A 16,885-nucleotide genomic window follows, 5' to 3' on the forward strand; every position below is an offset into this window, starting at 1 on the left:
ATCCTGGTGTTGCAGCAGGTGGCCACGGCCCTACGCTGCCCGCTGGCCGAGCTGGTAGGCGACTTCACCACCCAGACGCCCGAATGGCTGCTGCTGCGCGAGCTGCTGGAGCACCGCAGCGAGGCCGAGTTGCGCCAGGTGCGCCTGGCCGTGCAGCAGTTGCTGGGCGGTGGCGCGCAGGACAGCGCGCGGCCCCACCGCATCGCGCTCATCGGGCTGCGCGGCGCGGGCAAATCCACCCTGGGGCCGCTGCTCGCACGCAGCCTGGACGTGCCGTTTGTGGAACTGAGCCGCGAGATCGAAGCCCTGGCCGGCTGCAGCGTGCGCGAGATCCACGACCTGTACGGCGCCACCGCCTACCGTCGCTACGAACGGCGCGCACTGGAAGCCACCATCCAGCTGCACGGCGAGGTGGTGATCGCCACGCCGGGCGGCATCGTGTCGGACCCGGCCACGTTCAACGAACTGCTGACCCACTGCACCACCGTGTGGCTGCGCGCCTCGCCCGAGGAGCACATGGGCCGCGTGGTCGCCCAGGGCGACATGCGCCCGATGGCCGCCAACCCCGAGGCGATGGAGGACCTGCGCCGCATCCTGGACGGCCGGGCGGACTTCTACTCCAAGGCCGACCTGACCGTGGACACCTCGCAGCAGACGCCCGAGCAAAGCCTGCAGCGGCTGGTGCAGGGCCTGCGCCAGCTAGGGCCTGACGCCCCCCTCTGACCACGCCGGGCGCCCACGCCCGCACCCTGGTGCCTGTCCGCAGTACCACCGATGGCAGCATGGTGCATTGACTTGCCACAAAACATGCATCATGATGCATTTCAAACGAGAAACATGAACTATTGTTCATTAATCTTTGGAGGCACAGCAATGGCATCTGCAGCAGAACCCGCGTCCGCCCCGGCGGTGGACTACCGCACCCACCCCAGCCAGTACCGGCACTGGAAGCTACAGGTGGACGGCCAGCTCGCCACGCTGGCGCTGGACATTGCGGAAGACGGCGGCATCCGCCCCGGCTACAAGCTCAAGCTCAACAGCTACGACCTAGGCGTGGACATCGAGCTACATGACGCGCTCAACCGCATCCGCTTCGAGCACCCCACGGTGCGCACGGTGGTGGTCACCAGCGCGCGGGACCGGGTCTTCTGCTCCGGCGCCAACATCTTCATGCTGGGCGTCTCCAGCCACGCCTGGAAGGTGAATTTCTGCAAGTTCACCAACGAAACGCGCAACGGCATCGAGGACTCCTCGCGCCACTCGGGCATCAAGTTCCTGGCGGCCGTGAACGGCGCCTGCGCGGGGGGCGGCTACGAGCTGGCCCTGGCCTGCGACGAGATCCTGCTGGTGGACGACCGCTCGTCCGCGGTCTCGCTGCCCGAAGTGCCGCTGCTCGGCGTGCTGCCCGGCACTGGCGGCCTCACGCGCGTGACGGACAAGCGCCATGTGCGCCACGACCTGGCCGACATCTTCTGCACCAGTGTGGAAGGTGTGCGCGGCCAGCGCGCCGTGGATTGGCGGCTGGTGGACCGCATTGCCAAGCCCGCGCAGTTTGCCGCCGCAGTGCACGATGCCGCCGCGCGCCTGGCCGAGGGCAGCACCCGTCCCGCCAAGGCCCGGGGCATTGCGCTGCCGCGCATCGAGCGCGAGGAGACCGCAGACGGCCTGCACTATGCCCATGTCCGCGTGGACATCGATCGCGCCCGCCGCACCGCCACCTTGACGCTGCAAGCCCCCACCGGGCCACAGCCCACCGACGCCCTCGGCATTGAAGCGGCAGGTGCCGCGTGGTGGCCACTGGCACTGGCGCGCGAGCTGGACGACGCCATCCTGCACCTGCGCACCAACGAGCTGCAGATCGGCACTTGGCTGCTCAAGATCGCAGGCGATGCGCAGGCCGTGCTGGCCAGCGACGCCACGCTGCTGGCGCATCAGGACCACTGGCTGGCGCGCGAGACCCTGGGCGCACTGCGCCGTACTTTGGCGCGGCTGGACGTGTCTTCGCGCAGCCTGTTCGCCCTGGTGGAGCCCGGCTCAGCCTTCGCGGGCTCGCTGGCCGAACTGGCCTTTGCGGCCGACCGCACCTACATGCTGGCGCTGCCCGATGACGCTGAACGCGCGCCCCGGCTCACGCTCAACGAGTTCAACTTCGGGCTGCTGCCCATGGTCAACGGCCAGGGCCGCCTGCAGCGCCGCTTCTACGACGAAGCCTCCCCCCTGGAAGCCGCCCGCGCGGCCGCGGGCCAGGCGCTGGACGCCGACGCGGCCCTGGCCCTGGGCCTGGTCACCGCCGCGCCGGACGACATCGACTGGGACGACGAGATACGCATCGCCATCGAAGAGCGCGCCGCCATGTCGCCCGATGCGCTCACCGGGCTGGAGGCCAATCTGCGCTTTGCGAGCCAGGAGAACATGGCGACGCGCATCTTCGGCCGCCTGACGGCCTGGCAGAACTGGATCTTCAACCGCCCCAATGCGGTGGGCGAAAAGGGCGCGCTCAAGGTATATGGCACGGGCGAAAAAGCGGGCTTCGACTTGAATAGGGTGTAGCCCCCTGAGCCGCCTACGGCGCCTTCCCCCTCGGGGGGACGACGCCCTCGCTGCGGGGCGGCCCTTGCGCGGCGTCCCTCGCCCAGGCAGTGCCAGTCGCGAGCACTGCGGGTTGTAAGCAGCACCAAGGACCCCTGAATTCCCACTCCAAGGAGACATCCATGAGCACGATCAACTACAGCGAGAAGATCCCCAACAACGTGAACCTGAGCGAGGACCGCACGCTGCAGCGCGCGCTGGAAGGCTGGCAGCCCAACTTCATCCAGTGGTGGGACGACGTGGGCCCCGAGGGCTCGACGAACCATGAGGTCTATCTGCGCACCGCCGTGAGCGTGGACCCGAGCGGCTGGGCGCAGTTCGGCCATGTGAAGATGCGCGACTACCGCTGGGGCATCTTCCTGAACCCCGGGGACGCGAACCGCGAGATCCACTTCGGCGACCACAAGGGCGAAAAGGCTTGGGCAGACGTGCCCGGCGAGCACCGCGCCAACCTGCGCCGCATCATCGTGACGCAGGGCGATACCGAGCCCGCGTCGGTGGAGCAGCAGCGCCACCTCGGCCTCACCGCACCCAGCCTGTACGACCTGCGCAATCTCTTCCAGATCAACGTGGAGGAAGGCCGCCACCTCTGGGCCATGGTGTACCTGCTGCACAAGCACTTCGGCCGGGACGGCCGCGAAGAGGCCGAGGCGCTGCTGCAGCGCCAGTCCGGCGACGTGGACAACCCGCGCATCCTGGGCGCCTTCAACGAGAAGACGCCCGACTGGCTGGCGTTCTTCATGTTCACCTACTTCACCGACCGCGACGGCAAGTTCCAGCTTTCGGCCCTGGCCGAAAGCGCGTTCGATCCGCTGGCGCGCACCACCAAGTTCATGCTGACGGAAGAAGCCCATCACATGTTCGTGGGCGAGTCCGGCGTCTCGCGCGTGCTGGCGCGCACGGCCCAGGTGATGAACGAGCTCAAGACCGACGACCCGGCCCGGGTGCGCGCCGCTGGCGCCATTGACCTGGCCACCATCCAGCGCTACCTGAACTTCCACTACAGCGTGACCATCGACCTGTTCGGCGCCGACCAGTCGAGCAACGCAGCCACGTTCTACAGCTCGGGCCTCAAGGGCCGGTATGAGGAAGGCAAGCGCGAGGACGACCACATCCTGAAAGGCCACACCTACAAGGTGCTGGAGGTACAGAACGGCCAGCTGGTGGAAAAGGAAGTGCCCATGCTCAACGCGTTGAACGAGGTGCTGCGCGACGACTTCATCAAGGACTCCATGGCCGGTGTGACGCGCTGGAACAAGGTACTGGAGAAGGTCGGCATCCCCACGCGCCTGGCCGTGCCGCACAAGGCCTTCAACCGCCAGATCGGCGCACTCGCCGGCATCCGCATGTCGCCCGACGGCCGCGTGGTGAACGAGACCGAATGGACTGCGCGCAAGGGCGAGTGGCTGCCCACCGACGAGGACTTCGCCTTCGTCGCTTCGCTGATGGGGCGTGTGGCCGAGCCCGGCAAGTTCGCGGGCTGGATCGCACCGCCCGCCACGGGCATCAACCGCCAGCCCATCGACTTCGAATACGTGCGGTTTAACTGAACCCCTCTGAGCCGCCTCCACGGTGGCAGTGGAATGGTTCGCGCCAGTTTCAGAGCTCGTGCGCTGCGGCGCCGGGCGAATGGATGGACAAAGACATGGACACCCCCACCACCACGCTGGTCGATAACGGCATGCTCAAGCAGCACCTGATCGACCCCGAGATCTGCATCCGCTGCAACACCTGCGAGGCCACCTGCCCCGTGGGCGCCATCACGCACGATGACCGCAACTACGTAGTGCGCGCGGACGTGTGCAACGGCTGCATGGCCTGCATTGCGCCCTGCCCTACAGGCTCGATCGACAACTGGCGCAGCGTGCCGGTGGCACGGGCTTACTCGGTGGAGGCCCAACTGGGATGGGACGAACTGCCCCCCGAGCTCACGCCCGCGGAGCTGGCTCGCAGCGCCCCGGCCACTGCGGCCTCTGCGCAGGCCGCGGCCACAGCACCCGCCGCCCCCACTGCGCCTTCAGAACCTGGCACGCAAGTGTTTCGCCCAGCCCAGTACGGCGCGAGCGTGCCGCCGTGGTCGGCCGCCCACCCCTACACCAACCTGTTCACGCCCAAGAGCCCCGCCACCGCCACCGTGGTAGGCAACTACAACTGCACCGAGGCCGGCTTCGAAAGCGAGACGCACCATGTGGTCCTCGACCTCGGCAGCATGCCGTTCCCGGTGCTGGAGGGGCAGTCCATCGGCATCATCCCCCCGGGCACCGATGCGTTGGGCAAGGCGCACCAGCCGCGCCAGTATTCCGTGGCCAGCCCGCGCAATGGCGAGCGGCCGGGCTACAACAACCTGGCCCTCACCGTGAAGCGCGTGACCATGGACCACCACGGCAACGCCCTGCGCGGCGTGGCCTCCAACTACCTGTGCGACCTGCAGGTGGGCGACACCGTGCAGGTCGTCGGGCCGTTCGGCAGCTCGTTCCTCATGCCCAATCACCCGCGCTCGCACATTGTGATGATCTGCACCGGCACCGGCAGCGCCCCCATGCGAGCGATGACCGAGTGGCGCAGGCGCCTGCGCAACAGCGGCAAGTTCGAAGGCGGCAAGCTCATGCTGTTCTTCGGCGCACGCACCCCGCAGGAGCTGCCGTACTTCGGGCCATTGCAGAACCTCCCCAAGGATTTCATCGATATCAACCTGGCGTTCTCGCGGGCGGCCGGGCAACCCAGGCGCTACGTGCAGGATCTGATGCGCGAGCGCGCCCCTGACCTGGCTGCTCTGCTGCGTGACGCCAACAGCCACTTCTATGTGTGCGGCCTGAAGAGCATGGAGGAAGGCGTCGTGATGGCCTTGCGCGACATTGCCCACGACAGCGGCCTGGATTGGGAGCAGGTCGGCCCAGCGCTGCGTCAGGGCGGGCGCCTGCACCTGGAGACGTACTGACAGGAGCGGTCGCGGGCGGTAAAAAATAAACGCCAAATTGGCCACCAGCGCTTTGTTTTCAAGCGCAAGCAGCTACCAACTTAATAGCAATTTGCAGAGCCCCTTTCACCGGCGGCTTGGTGTTCTCCAGGATGGCCCACGCTGCCGCCCAACGGCCACTCCGCCCTTTTGAGGCGCACTGGCCCCTTGCAGGCCCGCCAGTACGCTCTGCGGCCGAGTTGCTCGCTCGTCCTACAGCACACACGCGAACCCCGGTCCTACCATGGCGGCGTCCTTGGCGGTCGCCCGCCGCACCGGCCCCTCTCGCCGTGGTTCGAGAGCAGCACAGGAGGCCCGCATGCCTGCTTCGTCCGCATACGCCGACGCCCTCGCCGCCCGGCAATCGGGCCCGCAAGCGGTCGAGGTGGTCATGCCGTTCACCCAAGGGATCAAGGGGCACGCCAGCGTTCATGAACACGTCACACGCGAGCAGATCGCGCGGCGCGTGGCAGCCCTCAAAGGCTGCCCGTTCATCGAGGAAATCCCCCAGTCGCTCTGGCCCCGCCGCACCTACCTGGTGCCCAGCGACACGCTGGTGGCACCCGACGTCCGTCGCCTGCGGCTCTTTGGCGAAGACGATCTGCTGGGCGGTGTGGTCCCCCATGCATTCCTGGCGACCAAAGCCATCAGCCACCCCCTGGCCTTCGCCTCCGCCGCCGCGCCCGAGGGCTGGAACCCTCTGCTCGCCGAACTCGTGCAGGCGGCGGTGCTGCCCGGCTACACCGCTTTCGCGCGGCAAGACGCCCAGCTGGCGGGTGAAAAGCTTCTGGCGCTGGGACCGGTGCGCGTCAAGCCCGTGGGCGAAACCGGCGGACGTGGTCAGGTGGTGGTGCACGATGCCTCCGCCCTGGCCGCCCGCCTGGCCATGCTGGACAACGCCGCCCTGCTGAGACAAGGCGTGGTGCTGGAGCACAACCTCACCCATGTGGAGACCCTGAGCGTCGGGCAAGTGCGGGTGGCGGGCATCCTGGCGTCGTACTGCGGCACGCAACAGCTGACGCAGGACAATGCAGGCGCGCCAGCGTACGGAGGCTCGGACCTCGCGGTGGTGCGCGGCGATTTCCACGCGCTGCTGGCCACGCTGCCGCCCGGCACGCGGCGCAGGGCGGTGGACCAGGCACTGGTGTATGACGCCGCCGTGCGCAGCTGCTACCCCGGATTCTTTGCATCGCGCATCAACTATGACGTGGCCCAGGGTCTCGACGCAGAGGGCCAGTGGTGCTCGGGCGTGCTGGAGCAATCCTGGCGCATTGGCGGTGCTACCGGCGCCGAGCTGGCCGCACTGGAAGCCTTCCATGCCGACAGATCGCTGCAAACGGCGCGTACCCGCTGCGTCGAGCGGTACGGCGCGCTCACGCCTGTACCTGCTTCGGCCACCCTGTATTTCCAAGGCGACGATCCCGAAGTGGGCCTTCTCACCAAGTACGCATTGATTCATCGCGATGGCGACGCGGCATAGGCTCATCCAGATTCCCTCGGGCGACCGCACCATTGCCGGCACCCTCGTCGCCCCCGACACCGTGGTCCCCGGGGTCATGCTGGTGCATGGCTGGGACGGGAGCCAGGACCAGTATCTCGCGCGCGCCCACGCACTGGCGGCGCTGGGTTGCATCTGCCTGACGTTCGACTTGCGCGGCCACGCCCGCGACAAGGCGCACCGGGATACCGTCACCCGCGAAGACAACCTCAACGACATGCTGGCGGCCTACGACCTGCTGACGGGGCATCCCGCGGTGGACGCCAGCGCCGTGGCCGTGGTGGGCAGCAGCTACGGCGGCTACCTGGCCACCGTCATGAGCGCACTGCGCCCCGTGCGGTGGATGGCATTGCGCGCCCCTGCGCTCTACAAGGACGAGGATTGGCTGGTCTCCAAGCAGAACCTCGACCGGCAGGAAATCGCGCGCTACCGCGCGATGCAGCTCCCTGCCGACAGCAACCGGGCCCTGGCGGCCAGCGCCATCTTCGAAGGGGATGTGCTCCTGGTCGAGTCGGAGCTCGACCACATCGTCCCGCACCCTGTCATAGAAAACTACCGCGCCGCGTTCCTGCGCACCCGCTCCATGACGTACCGGGTCATCCAGGAGGCAGACCACAGCCTGTCCAAACCCGAGTGGAGTGAGGCCTACACCACGATGCTGGTGAAGTGGATGACTGAAATGCTCGGCTTGGCCAAGGCGCCCTCGCCCCTGTCCAAAAAGTGACCGGCCGGAGGCCCGGCCAAGCGCCCCGGCCATCATCCGATGGCCTCCGTCAACACTGTCCGACAGCGGCGCTGGCCCGGCAGTGGGTCAATGGAGTCTCCCTCTGCTCTGGAGACTCACCATGTCAAAGACCCACCGCTCCGGCTCCGACAGCCACCTGAAGCCCCGTGCCCTCAAGCGCATGCGGCAGTGGGAGTCCATGGTGCGGCCCCGACAAATACCGCTGCGGTTCCCCGAGCCCGAGCCACCCCTGTGGAAGCCGCTGGGCTGAGCGGCACCGTGCCGCTCGCAGGGGTGACGCGCGGCGCCGCCTCGCCTGCCGGCTCCCCCTTCCCTTTCGTCCTCCCGTATTCATTTCCGATCCCACACCATGACCTCCTCCACACCTCCATCCCCTCCCTCCTCCGCCACCCGCGACGCCGCCGAGGCCACAGCCCACAAGCAGCAGCAGATCCAGGCCGAACAGGACCGCAAGGACGCGCAGCAACAACAGCACCAGAAAGGCGGCCAGGGTGGAGACGAAAAGAGCGCCGCGCCGGGTCCCGGCCGTGCCGAGCCCACACCACCACTGCTGCAGCAGCACCTGACCAAGCCCGGCCTCGAAGCCGACATGCAGCTCAAGCCGCGCTATGACGCGCCGCACTACCAGGGCAGCGGCAAGATGCAGGGCTTTTCCACGCTGATCACGGGGGGCGATTCAGGTATCGGACGCGCAGTGGCTGTGCTGTTTGCGCGCGAGGGCGCAGATGTGGCCATCGGCTATCTGAACGAACACGAGGATGCCGAGGAAACCCGCCGCTTGGTCGAGGCCGAGGGCACGCGCTGCCTGCTGCTGCCCGGCGACGTGCGCGACAGCGGCTACTGCGCGCAGGCCGTGCAGAAGGTGGTCCAGACCTTCGGCAAGCTCAACGTGCTGGTGAACAACGCGGCGTTCCAGGAGCATGCCGCATCGCTGCAGGACTTGACGGAAGAGCGCTTTGACGAGACCTTCCGCACCAACATCTATGGCTACTTCCACATGTGTAAGGCGGCGCTGCCGCACCTGCAGCGTGGAGACGCCATCATCAACACGGGCTCCGTGACAGGGCTGCGCGGCAGCAAGCAACTGCTCGACTACTCATCCACGAAGGGCGCCATCCACGCTTTCACGAAGGCGCTCGCCGCCAACCTGGCTGAGCAGGGCATCCGCGTGAATGCCGTGGCGCCCGGCCCCGTGTGGACCCCGCTGAACCCGGCGGACCAATCGCCCGAGAACATCGCCAAGTTTGGCGAGAAGACCCAATTGGGCCGCCCCGCGCAACCGGAGGAAATTTCCCCCGCCTACGTGTTCCTGGCTGCGCCCTGCTGCTCCAGCTACATCACGGGCACCGTGCTGCCCATCACGGGCAACGCGGGCGATGGGGCTTGACGCAGCCGATCCCTCCCGGTGCGGTTAGGCCAGATCGCGCAGCACCAGCGGCTCCACCTCTGACCACTCGGCATCGGAAAACAAACGCGAGCGGGTGTGAAACGCCCGCCCAGTGCTGCCTTCCAGCGAAAACGTGCCGCCCTGGCCCTCGATCACATCCAGGATGAGCTGGGTGTGCTTCCAGTACTCGTACTGCGACTTTCCGATGTAGAACGGCGCCCCGCCCACCCGGCCCAGCAGCACGTCCTGCGCGCCGATGGTCAGGTCCGTGGGCAAATAGCAGTTGGCGGCACTGTTATCACAGCAGCCGCCGGACTGATGGAACATCACCGGGCCGTGCTCGGCCTGCAGCTGCGCTATCAGCGCCAGCGCGGCCTCGGTGGCGATGACTCTTTCGACCATGGCGATCTCCTGAACTGGCAAGCCAAAAAACGCGGCCGCAAAAAATGCATTGCAGCCGCGCCCCAAGCGTTCCAGCGGTTCACAAACCGTTTCTGGCTGGGCGTCTCCGTCGCGGCCAGCAGCAACGCTACGGCAAGACGGAGCAACGACGCCAGGGGCGGTCTGTGGACCGCCACCCCATCAGAAGAAGCCGAGTTTGTTTTCGCTGTAGCTCACCAGCAGATTCTTCGTCTGCTGATAGTGGTCCAGCATCATCTTGTGCGTCTCCCGCCCAATACCCGACTCCTTGTACCCGCCGAACGCCGCGTGGGCGGGGTAGGCGTGGTAGCAGTTGGTCCACACGCGCCCGGCCTTGATCGCGCGGCCCATGCGGTAGGCCACGTTGCCATTGCGGCTCCACACACCGGCGCCCAGGCCGTACAGCGTGTCGTTGGCGATCGCCAGGGCCTCGGCCTCGTCCTTGAAGGTGGTCACGGCCAGCACGGGGCCGAAGATTTCTTCCTGGAAGATGCGCATCTTGTTGTGTCCCTTGAACAGCGTGGGCTGCACGTAGTAGCCACCTTCCAGGTCACCGCCCAGATGGGCCTGGCCGCCACCGGCCAGCACCTCGGCGCCTTCCTGTTTGCCCAGGTCCAGGTACGAGAGGATCTTGGTGAGCTGCTCCTTGCTGGCCTGCGCGCCCATCATGCTGTCGGTATCCAGCGGGTTCGCGTGCTTGATGGCGGCCACGCGCTTCAAGACGCGTTCCATGAACTTGTCGTAGATGCTTTCCTGGATCAACGCGCGGCTGGGGCAGGTGCACACTTCGCCCTGGTTGAAGGCAAACAGCACCAGGCCTTCCACAGCCTTGTCGAGGAAGGCATCGTCCTTGTCCATGATATCGGCAAAGAAGATGTTGGGGCTCTTGCCGCCCAGCTCCAGCGTGGCGGGAATCAGGTTGTTGGCGGCAGCCTGCGCTATCACGCGGCCGGTGCTGGTGCTGCCGGTGAAGGCAATCTTGGCGATGCGCTTGCTGGTGGCCAGCGGCATGCCTGCCTCACGGCCAAAGCCGTTGACGATGTTGAGCACGCCGGGCGGCAGCAGGTCGGCAATCAGCTCCACCAGGATGAGGATGGAGATGGGGGTGGACTCGGCGGGCTTGAGCACCACGCAGTTGCCCGCGCCCAAAGCGGGAGCCAGCTTCCACGCGGCCATCAGGATGGGGAAGTTCCAGGGAATGATCTGGCCCACCACGCCCAGCGGCTCGTGGATGTGGTAGGCCATGGTGTTCTCGTCGATCTCGCTGATGCCGCCTTCCTGCGCACGCACGCAGCCCGCGAAGTAGCGGAAGTGGTCCACGGTGAGCGGAATGTCGGCGTTCAGCGTCTCACGGATGGCCTTGCCGTTGTCCACCGTTTCGGCATAGGCCAGGCGCTCCAGGTTTTCCTCGATGCGGTTGGCGATCTTGAGCAGGATGTTGGCGCGCGTGGCGGCGTCTGTCTTGCCCCAGGCATCGGCGGCTGCGTGGGCGGCGTCGAGTGCCAGCTCGATGTCTTCGGCGGTGGAACGCGCGGCCTGGGTGTAGACCTTGCCGTTCACGGGCGAGATCACGTCAAAGTACTGTCCCTTGACGGGCGGCACGAACTTGCCGCCAATGAAGTTGTCGTAGCGGGGCTTGTAGGTGATCTTGGCGCCAGCGGCGCCGGGGGCTGCGTAAACGGTCATGCTGTTGTCTCCGGTGATTTATGGACATCTGGCTCTCCACCATGCGGCGCCAGATGCGGGTCATGAATCAAAAGACGTGCCAGCCCGCCCGGGATCGCAACTCGTTGATTTACATGGCGTTCTTTTGCGGCGCCGCAAACGGCAGCGACGGCCGCGCGGTTAACGTGTCCGCGGCAGGACACGACACCTGTCTCGAAATGGAACACTTGGCCGCCCCGCCCGGACGCAGCGCTTGCCCTGACCGAGGGGCACGGCCATACTGGCCACAAAACCGGGCGCACGAACGCCCGGACAGGAGACAAAACCATGCGATCCCCTTCAGCCGCCGTGGCGTTGCGCCAAGCCCGCCAGCACCTGCTGGAGTTCGGCCAGTGTCCGGACGGGCTGGTGGATGCGCGGCTTGCGCGCTCATGGCAGCGCAGTCTGCAAGGCGGCCTGCTGCCCACGGGCCGGCTGGGCACACCGGACAACCTGGAACGCCAGGCTTTGCGGCAGCTGCGGGGCCAGCATCAGGAGCTGCTGGCGCATTCACGCCCCGTGATGGAATACCTGTTCGAGCAGGTGCGTGGCAGCCAGAGCGTGGTCGTGCTGGCCAGCCCCTGCGGAACGCTGGTGGACACCTGTGGCGACCCGTACTTCCTCGGTAAGGCCGAGCGAGTGGCGCTTACCAGCGGCGCCTCGTGGCACGAAGCGCAGCGCGGCACCAATGCCATTGGCACGGCGCTGGCAGAGATGGCGCCGCTGGAGGTGCACGGCGCCGAACATTTTCTCGAGCGCAACGGCTTCCTGACCTGCGCCGCCGCACCCATCCTCTCCGGCACCGGACAGCTGCTGGGCATTCTGGACATCTCCAGCGAGCACAGCCGGGGCAATCCGCACACGCTCGGCCTGGTCAGCACGGCCGCACACATGATCGAGAACCGCCTGCTGGTTTCGGGCAGCCAGCGGCACTTGCGCCTGCACCTGCACACCCACCCCGAGGGCATTGGCACCGTGGCCGAGGGGATCGCCCTGGTGTCGGAAGATGGCTGGGTAGTGGGCGGCAACCGCAGTGCGCTGGCGCTGCTGCGCATCTCCGGCGCGCAGCTGGGCAGCATTCCCGTGCACCAGGTGCTGAACGCCAACCTCAACGACCTGCTGGCCCGGCACCACCGCCGGCCCGACGCGCCGATGTCGCTGCGCCGCCACGACGGCTTGCCGCTCTTTGCACAGCTGGTGCTCGACAAGCGCACCGTCCGGGCGGCGCCGTCCGCGCCCGCCGCGCGCTCACCGGACGATGCCCTGGCGCAGCTGGACACGGGCGACGCACGATGGCAAGCCGCAGCGGCCAAGACGCGCCGGGTGCTGGACAAGCCCATTGCGTTGCTCATCCAGGGCGAATCGGGCGTGGGCAAGGAATGGTTCGCGCGCAGCGCACACCAAAGCAGCTCGCGCCGCAATGGACCGTTTGTCGCCGTCAACTGCGCGGCCATGCCCGAGTCCCTGATCGAGGCCGAGCTGTTTGGCTACAGTCCCGGCGCGTTCACCGGAGGCCGACGTGAAGGCCGCCTGGGCCTGCTGCGCGAGGCCCATGGGGGCACGCTCTTCCTGGATGAGATCGGGGACATGCCGCTGGCTCTTCAGACGCGGCTTCTGCGCGTTTTGCAAGAGCGGCAGGTGGTTCCGCTGGGCAGCAGCCAGCCCGTGGCTGTGGACTTTGCACTCATTTGCGCATCCCACCGCAACCTGCGCGAGGAGGCCGAACGCGGGCAGTTCCGCGCCGACCTGTACTACCGGATCAATGGCTTGTCGGTGGAGCTTCCGCCCCTGCGCGATCGCACCGATTTTGAAGCCCTGAGCCTGCAGATGCTGCAGGCCATTGAGCCGGCTCGCGCCATACGCCTGGGGCCTGCCGCCATGGCCGCGATGGCCACCTACCGGTGGCCCGGCAACCTGCGCCAGTGCGCCAGCGTGCTCCGCACCGCCTGCGCCATGCTGGAGGACGATGGAGAGACCATCGAGCTGCACCATCTCCCCGACGACTTCCGGCAGGAGCTGGCGCGGATCGAGCGCTACGCCGCCCCCGCCGAGCAGGCGCACGCGCCCCAAAACCTGGACGAGCTCTCGCAGTCCGCCATTCAGCGTGCCCTGGAAAACTGCCGTGGCAACGTGAGCCATGCGGCGCGCCTGCTGGGTATCAGCCGCCAGACCCTGTACCGCAAACTGGCACTCCGCAAGGAGCGGCAGGGTCAGGCGAACCGGTAAAGCCAGTGTCCCAGGCTATGGGCGCTGATTTCCCTGGGCGTAGTCCCGGACCGCCTGCACGGCCTCTTCGCGAGAGGGCCACGCAGCGTTCATGACAGGCACGTTGTGGCCGTCGATAAGCAGGCTGCGCAGGGTGAAGTGCCCGTCGGCACTTCTGCCCAGCACGGCCGAGTACGAACTCCCGTCGGCTTCGCCAAAGATATTCTCTTCTTCCCATTCCTGCGGCATATGCGTCACCTCCAGCAACACGATGAAAACGGTTCTGTGATTGTGAGCGTCCACGCGATCTGGATCTGTAGGCCAGGCTCCTTTGCGACGGCCCGCCGGCCCCGCAGGGCATCGGCCGCCCGCAGGGCCGTGGGATGATGTCCGGCCATGAGCACGCGCAAGACACTGCTGGTCGTCTATCACTCCATGACCGATGGCACCCGGCAGATGGCCCAGGCCGTCTGCGACGGCGCTGGCGCGCAGCCCGAGGTAGCCACGCGGCTGTTGTACGCGAGCCAGGCCGGCCCGGCGGACATGCTCGCTGCCGACGGATTCATCTTCGCCACGCCGGAGAATCTGGCGGCCATCAGCGGGCAGCTCAAGGATTTTTTTGATCGCAGCTACTATGCGGTTCTTGATCACGTCAATGGACGGCCGTACGCATGCTTGGTCTGCGCCGGCAGCGATGGGCACAACGCGGCGCGGCAGGTCGAACGCATCGCGACCGGCTGGCGCCTCAAGCCCATCGCAGACCCCTTGATCGTGTGCACTCACGCCCAAACCCCGGAGGCCATCTTGAAACCCAAGCGCATTCCCGCGGACGAACTGAGCCGATGCCGGGCCTTGGGCGAAGCCATGGCCGCAGGGCTGAGCCTGGGCGTTTTCTAGAGGTACCCCTCCGCGCCTAGGCCCTGTGAACCACCCCCTTCCGCCCACGCTTCGATGAACCTCCTTTCCCGCTTCAGGACAACGGTATTGGCGTGCATGTGCACAGGTACTGCCACATGGGCTTCCGAGCCCATGTGGTTGACCATCACCGGCGATCCACAGAGCGCCACGACGGATACGGTGGAAGTGGATGCCACCAGCGCCATGGCCTTTGAGTCCATGCGGATGGTCAAGCTGCGGGTCAACCGCGCCAGGCCAAGGACGGGTTTTGACGGGAATCCGTACCAGTCGTACTACTCCACCGCCATCGTGGACTGCACGGAGCAGAAAGCGTGGCACCGCACCCTTTCGCTGTTCGAGATGCCGCTGTGGCGGGGAAAGATGCGCATCGCGGACTCCACCGAGGGCGAGGGACGCGAAGTGAGCTTTGCCGAGATGGCCTCCAACCCCCGGGACCGGCTGATCAAGGCTGCCTGCGCCATCGCGCTGCGAGGATCCTGAGCCAGCGCAGAAGCAGGCGGCCGCCATGGCCCGGCGTCGCGGATCCTGGCCGTGTTCCCCCGCCGCTCAGCGCGGCACCTTGAAAGCCGCCCGCGCGGAGGCATCGCGCTCCAGCCGGCGAGCAATGTTGCCGCATACCAGGTCGCACAAAGCGTCGACCGACTCATCGGTCAACCGGTAATAGACGCTGGTGCCGCGCCCTTCGCGGGAAACCAGGCCATGTTTGGTCATGAGCGACAGGTGCCGGGACACGTTGGCGGCCGTGTAGCCGCATTCCAGCGCCAGCTCACCCACATTCTTTTCCCCACCCCGCAACAGGTTGAGGATGCGCAACCGCGTGGGCTCGGCCAGCACCTGAAAATAGGCAGCAACCTGTTCAAGAGCTTCTGGGGGCATTTCGTTCATCACGGGCATCTCCGGCATTGGAACGCATGATACATTATTGACTAATTAGCTGATTAGTTAAATAATCAACTTCAGATGCCCTCTGGAGACCCCATGAAGCCCTTGACCCGATTTACTGCAGCGCTGTGCCTTGCCGTGTCCGTCGCCTGGGCGGCCGAAAGCGGCCCCGTGCAGCCGCTGGCTGTTTTCACGGTGAAGACCGCCGGCGCGCAGGTAGGCGGCAGCGTGGATGGGCAGGTGGAGGCCGTACGCGAGGCCACACTCTCGGCGCAGGTGCAGGGCGCAGTCATCAGCGTCTCTGTCCGGGCCGGTGATCGGGTCCATGCCGGACAGGAACTGCTGCGGATTGATGCGCGCGCCGCACAGCAAAACGCAGCGGCCAGCACGGCCCAGGTCGATGCTGCACGCGCTGCCCAACAAGTAGCCGCGAAGGAATATGAACGCCAGAGACAGCTGTTCCAGAAGCAGTACATCAGCCAGGCGGCGCTGGATCGGGCCGAGGCGCAATGGCGCGCGACCCAGTCGCAAGTCCAGGCCTTGCAGGCCCAGGCAGCGGCGGCCGTCACACAGTCAGGCTTTTATGTCATCAAGGCGCCGTTCAGCGGCGTGATCGGCGACGTGCCCTCCACGGTGGGCGACATGGCCATGCCGGGCAAGCCCCTGGTGTCCCTCTACGATCCGCTGGCCATGCGGGTGACGGCCCACCTCGGACAGCACCACGCCGCCACGCTGCGCGGTGCGGCCCCCGAACTACAGGTCGAGATCCCCGGCCTGGGGGCTTCCCGCATCGCGATTCCCGCCGCCAAGGTGCAGGTGCTGCCCATCGTCGATGCGCAAAGCCACACGGTGCAGGTCCGCCTGGAGCTGCCCTCCGGCCTGGAGGGCGCCGCGCCCGGCATGTTCGCCCGCTTGTGGCTGGGCGCCGACCCGACCTCCGGCCCGGCAGCCGGCACCGCGACCGGACCTGTGCTGGTGCCCGCGAATGCTGTGGTCCGCCGCGCCGAACTGACGGGCCTGTATGTGCTGGATGCCAACGACAGACCGCTGCTGCGCCAGGTCCGGCTGGGCCGCCCTATGGGAGACATGGTGGAGGTACTCAGCGGCGTGCGGGCTGGCGAGCGCGTCGCCACCCAGCCTCAGGTAGCAGCGAAGGTGCGCTGAATGACCACCTCCAACCGCTCCGCTGAACCTGGAATCTCTGGCCGCATCGCCGCCCTGTTCCTGAGTGCGCAGATCACTCCGCTGCTGGCACTGGTCGCGTTCCTGCTGGGCGTCTTCGCGGTCCTGGTGACGCCCCGCGAAGAAGAGCCTCAGATCGATGTGACCATGGCGAACGTCATTGTTCCGTTCCCTGGAGCCTCCGTCGCCGATGTGGAACAGATGGTGGCGACGCCGGCCGAGCAGGTGCTGTCGCAGATGCAAGGCACGGAACACGTGACCTCGGTTTCCCGCCCTGGCATGGCCGTGATGACGGTGCAGTTCAAGGTGGGTGTGCCACGCACGGAGGCCCTGGTGCGCCTGCACGACACCTTGCGCAGCAACGCCGACTGGCTGCCCAAGGGGCTGGGTGCCCTGGAC

Annotated in this window: 17 protein-coding genes; 13 read left to right on the forward strand and 4 right to left on the reverse strand. The window is 66.9% G+C overall.

The genetic code is table 11. The annotated features are described in order from the left end of the window. The 8 genes from MRY84_RS12125 to MRY84_RS12160 all read left to right on the forward strand — a co-directional run. On the forward strand, nucleotides 1-723 hold a 723-nt coding region (locus MRY84_RS12125; RefSeq protein ID WP_291505977.1), incomplete at its 5' end, for a helix-turn-helix transcriptional regulator. A gap of 150 nt (nucleotides 724-873) precedes the next feature. After that, nucleotides 874-2,550, forward strand: a complete 1,677-nt coding sequence (boxC, locus tag MRY84_RS12130; RefSeq protein ID WP_291505978.1) for a 2,3-epoxybenzoyl-CoA dihydrolase — start codon at nucleotides 874-876, stop codon at nucleotides 2,548-2,550. A gap of 161 nt (nucleotides 2,551-2,711) precedes the next feature. Further along, entirely contained in the window at nucleotides 2,712-4,139 is a 1,428-nt protein-coding gene (boxB, locus tag MRY84_RS12135; protein ID WP_291505979.1) for a benzoyl-CoA 2,3-epoxidase subunit BoxB, read from the forward strand. A 95-nt stretch (nucleotides 4,140-4,234) separates the two neighbouring features. Further along, complete coding sequence (gene boxA, locus MRY84_RS12140) at nucleotides 4,235-5,527, forward strand: benzoyl-CoA 2,3-epoxidase subunit BoxA (protein WP_291505980.1); 1,293 nt, start codon at nucleotides 4,235-4,237, stop codon at nucleotides 5,525-5,527. Between the two features lie 337 nt (nucleotides 5,528-5,864). After that, nucleotides 5,865-7,025, forward strand: a complete 1,161-nt coding sequence (locus tag MRY84_RS12145; protein WP_291505981.1) for a DUF3182 family protein — start codon at nucleotides 5,865-5,867, stop codon at nucleotides 7,023-7,025. Further along, nucleotides 7,009-7,767: an alpha/beta fold hydrolase gene (locus tag MRY84_RS12150; RefSeq protein WP_291505982.1), complete on the forward strand. Its 759-nt coding sequence runs from the start codon at nucleotides 7,009-7,011 to the stop codon at nucleotides 7,765-7,767. Before MRY84_RS12145 ends, MRY84_RS12150 begins: the two co-directional genes overlap by 17 nt. A 121-nt stretch (nucleotides 7,768-7,888) precedes the next feature. Next, entirely contained in the window at nucleotides 7,889-8,038 is a 150-nt protein-coding gene (locus MRY84_RS12155) for a hypothetical protein (RefSeq protein ID WP_291505983.1), read from the forward strand. 99 nt (nucleotides 8,039-8,137) lie between these two features. Beyond that, nucleotides 8,138-9,175: an SDR family oxidoreductase gene (locus tag MRY84_RS12160; protein ID WP_291505984.1), complete on the forward strand. Its 1,038-nt coding sequence runs from the start codon at nucleotides 8,138-8,140 to the stop codon at nucleotides 9,173-9,175. 24 nt (nucleotides 9,176-9,199) lie between these two features. Here the strand turns inward: MRY84_RS12160 and MRY84_RS12165 are convergent, their stop codons facing one another. Continuing rightward, complete coding sequence (locus MRY84_RS12165; RefSeq protein WP_291505985.1) at nucleotides 9,200-9,577, reverse strand: DUF779 domain-containing protein; 378 nt, start codon at nucleotides 9,575-9,577, stop codon at nucleotides 9,200-9,202. Nucleotides 9,578-9,757: 180 nt separating this feature from the next. Continuing rightward, nucleotides 9,758-11,281 (reverse strand): aldehyde dehydrogenase family protein, encoded by a 1,524-nt coding sequence (locus MRY84_RS12170; RefSeq protein WP_291505986.1) that lies wholly within the window; start codon nucleotides 11,279-11,281, stop codon nucleotides 9,758-9,760. Between the two features lie 306 nt (nucleotides 11,282-11,587). Here MRY84_RS12170 and MRY84_RS12175 point away from each other — a divergent pair, with 306 nt between their 5' ends. Further along, on the forward strand, nucleotides 11,588-13,525 hold the full coding sequence (locus MRY84_RS12175; RefSeq protein WP_291505987.1) for a sigma-54-dependent Fis family transcriptional regulator: 1,938 nt from the start codon (nucleotides 11,588-11,590) through the stop codon (nucleotides 13,523-13,525). A gap of 15 nt (nucleotides 13,526-13,540) precedes the next feature. Here the strand turns inward: MRY84_RS12175 and MRY84_RS12180 are convergent, their stop codons facing one another. Continuing rightward, entirely contained in the window at nucleotides 13,541-13,753 is a 213-nt protein-coding gene (locus MRY84_RS12180) for a hypothetical protein (RefSeq protein WP_291505988.1), read from the reverse strand. Between the two features lie 147 nt (nucleotides 13,754-13,900). Between MRY84_RS12180 and MRY84_RS12185 the strand changes: the two genes are divergently transcribed. Continuing rightward, complete coding sequence (locus tag MRY84_RS12185) at nucleotides 13,901-14,401, forward strand: NAD(P)H-dependent oxidoreductase (protein ID WP_291505989.1); 501 nt, start codon at nucleotides 13,901-13,903, stop codon at nucleotides 14,399-14,401. 132 nt (nucleotides 14,402-14,533) lie between these two features. Then, a complete protein-coding gene (locus MRY84_RS12190) occupies nucleotides 14,534-14,902 on the forward strand; it encodes a surface-adhesin E family protein (RefSeq protein ID WP_291505990.1) in 369 nt (122 codons plus the stop codon). Nucleotides 14,903-14,968: 66 nt separating this feature from the next. Here the strand turns inward: MRY84_RS12190 and MRY84_RS12195 are convergent, their stop codons facing one another. Then, nucleotides 14,969-15,307, reverse strand: a complete 339-nt coding sequence (locus tag MRY84_RS12195; RefSeq protein ID WP_291505991.1) for a metalloregulator ArsR/SmtB family transcription factor — start codon at nucleotides 15,305-15,307, stop codon at nucleotides 14,969-14,971. A gap of 93 nt (nucleotides 15,308-15,400) precedes the next feature. Here MRY84_RS12195 and MRY84_RS12200 point away from each other — a divergent pair, with 93 nt between their 5' ends. Then, entirely contained in the window at nucleotides 15,401-16,468 is a 1,068-nt protein-coding gene (locus MRY84_RS12200; RefSeq protein WP_291505992.1) for an efflux RND transporter periplasmic adaptor subunit, read from the forward strand. Further along, nucleotides 16,469-16,885, forward strand: a 417-nt coding sequence (locus tag MRY84_RS12205; protein WP_291505993.1) for an efflux RND transporter permease subunit, incomplete at its 3' end; no start/stop codon positions are given.

The organism is Acidovorax sp. (assembly GCF_022763525.1).
In the GTDB taxonomy this organism is placed as follows: Bacteria; Pseudomonadota; Gammaproteobacteria; order Burkholderiales; family Burkholderiaceae_C; genus Acidovorax.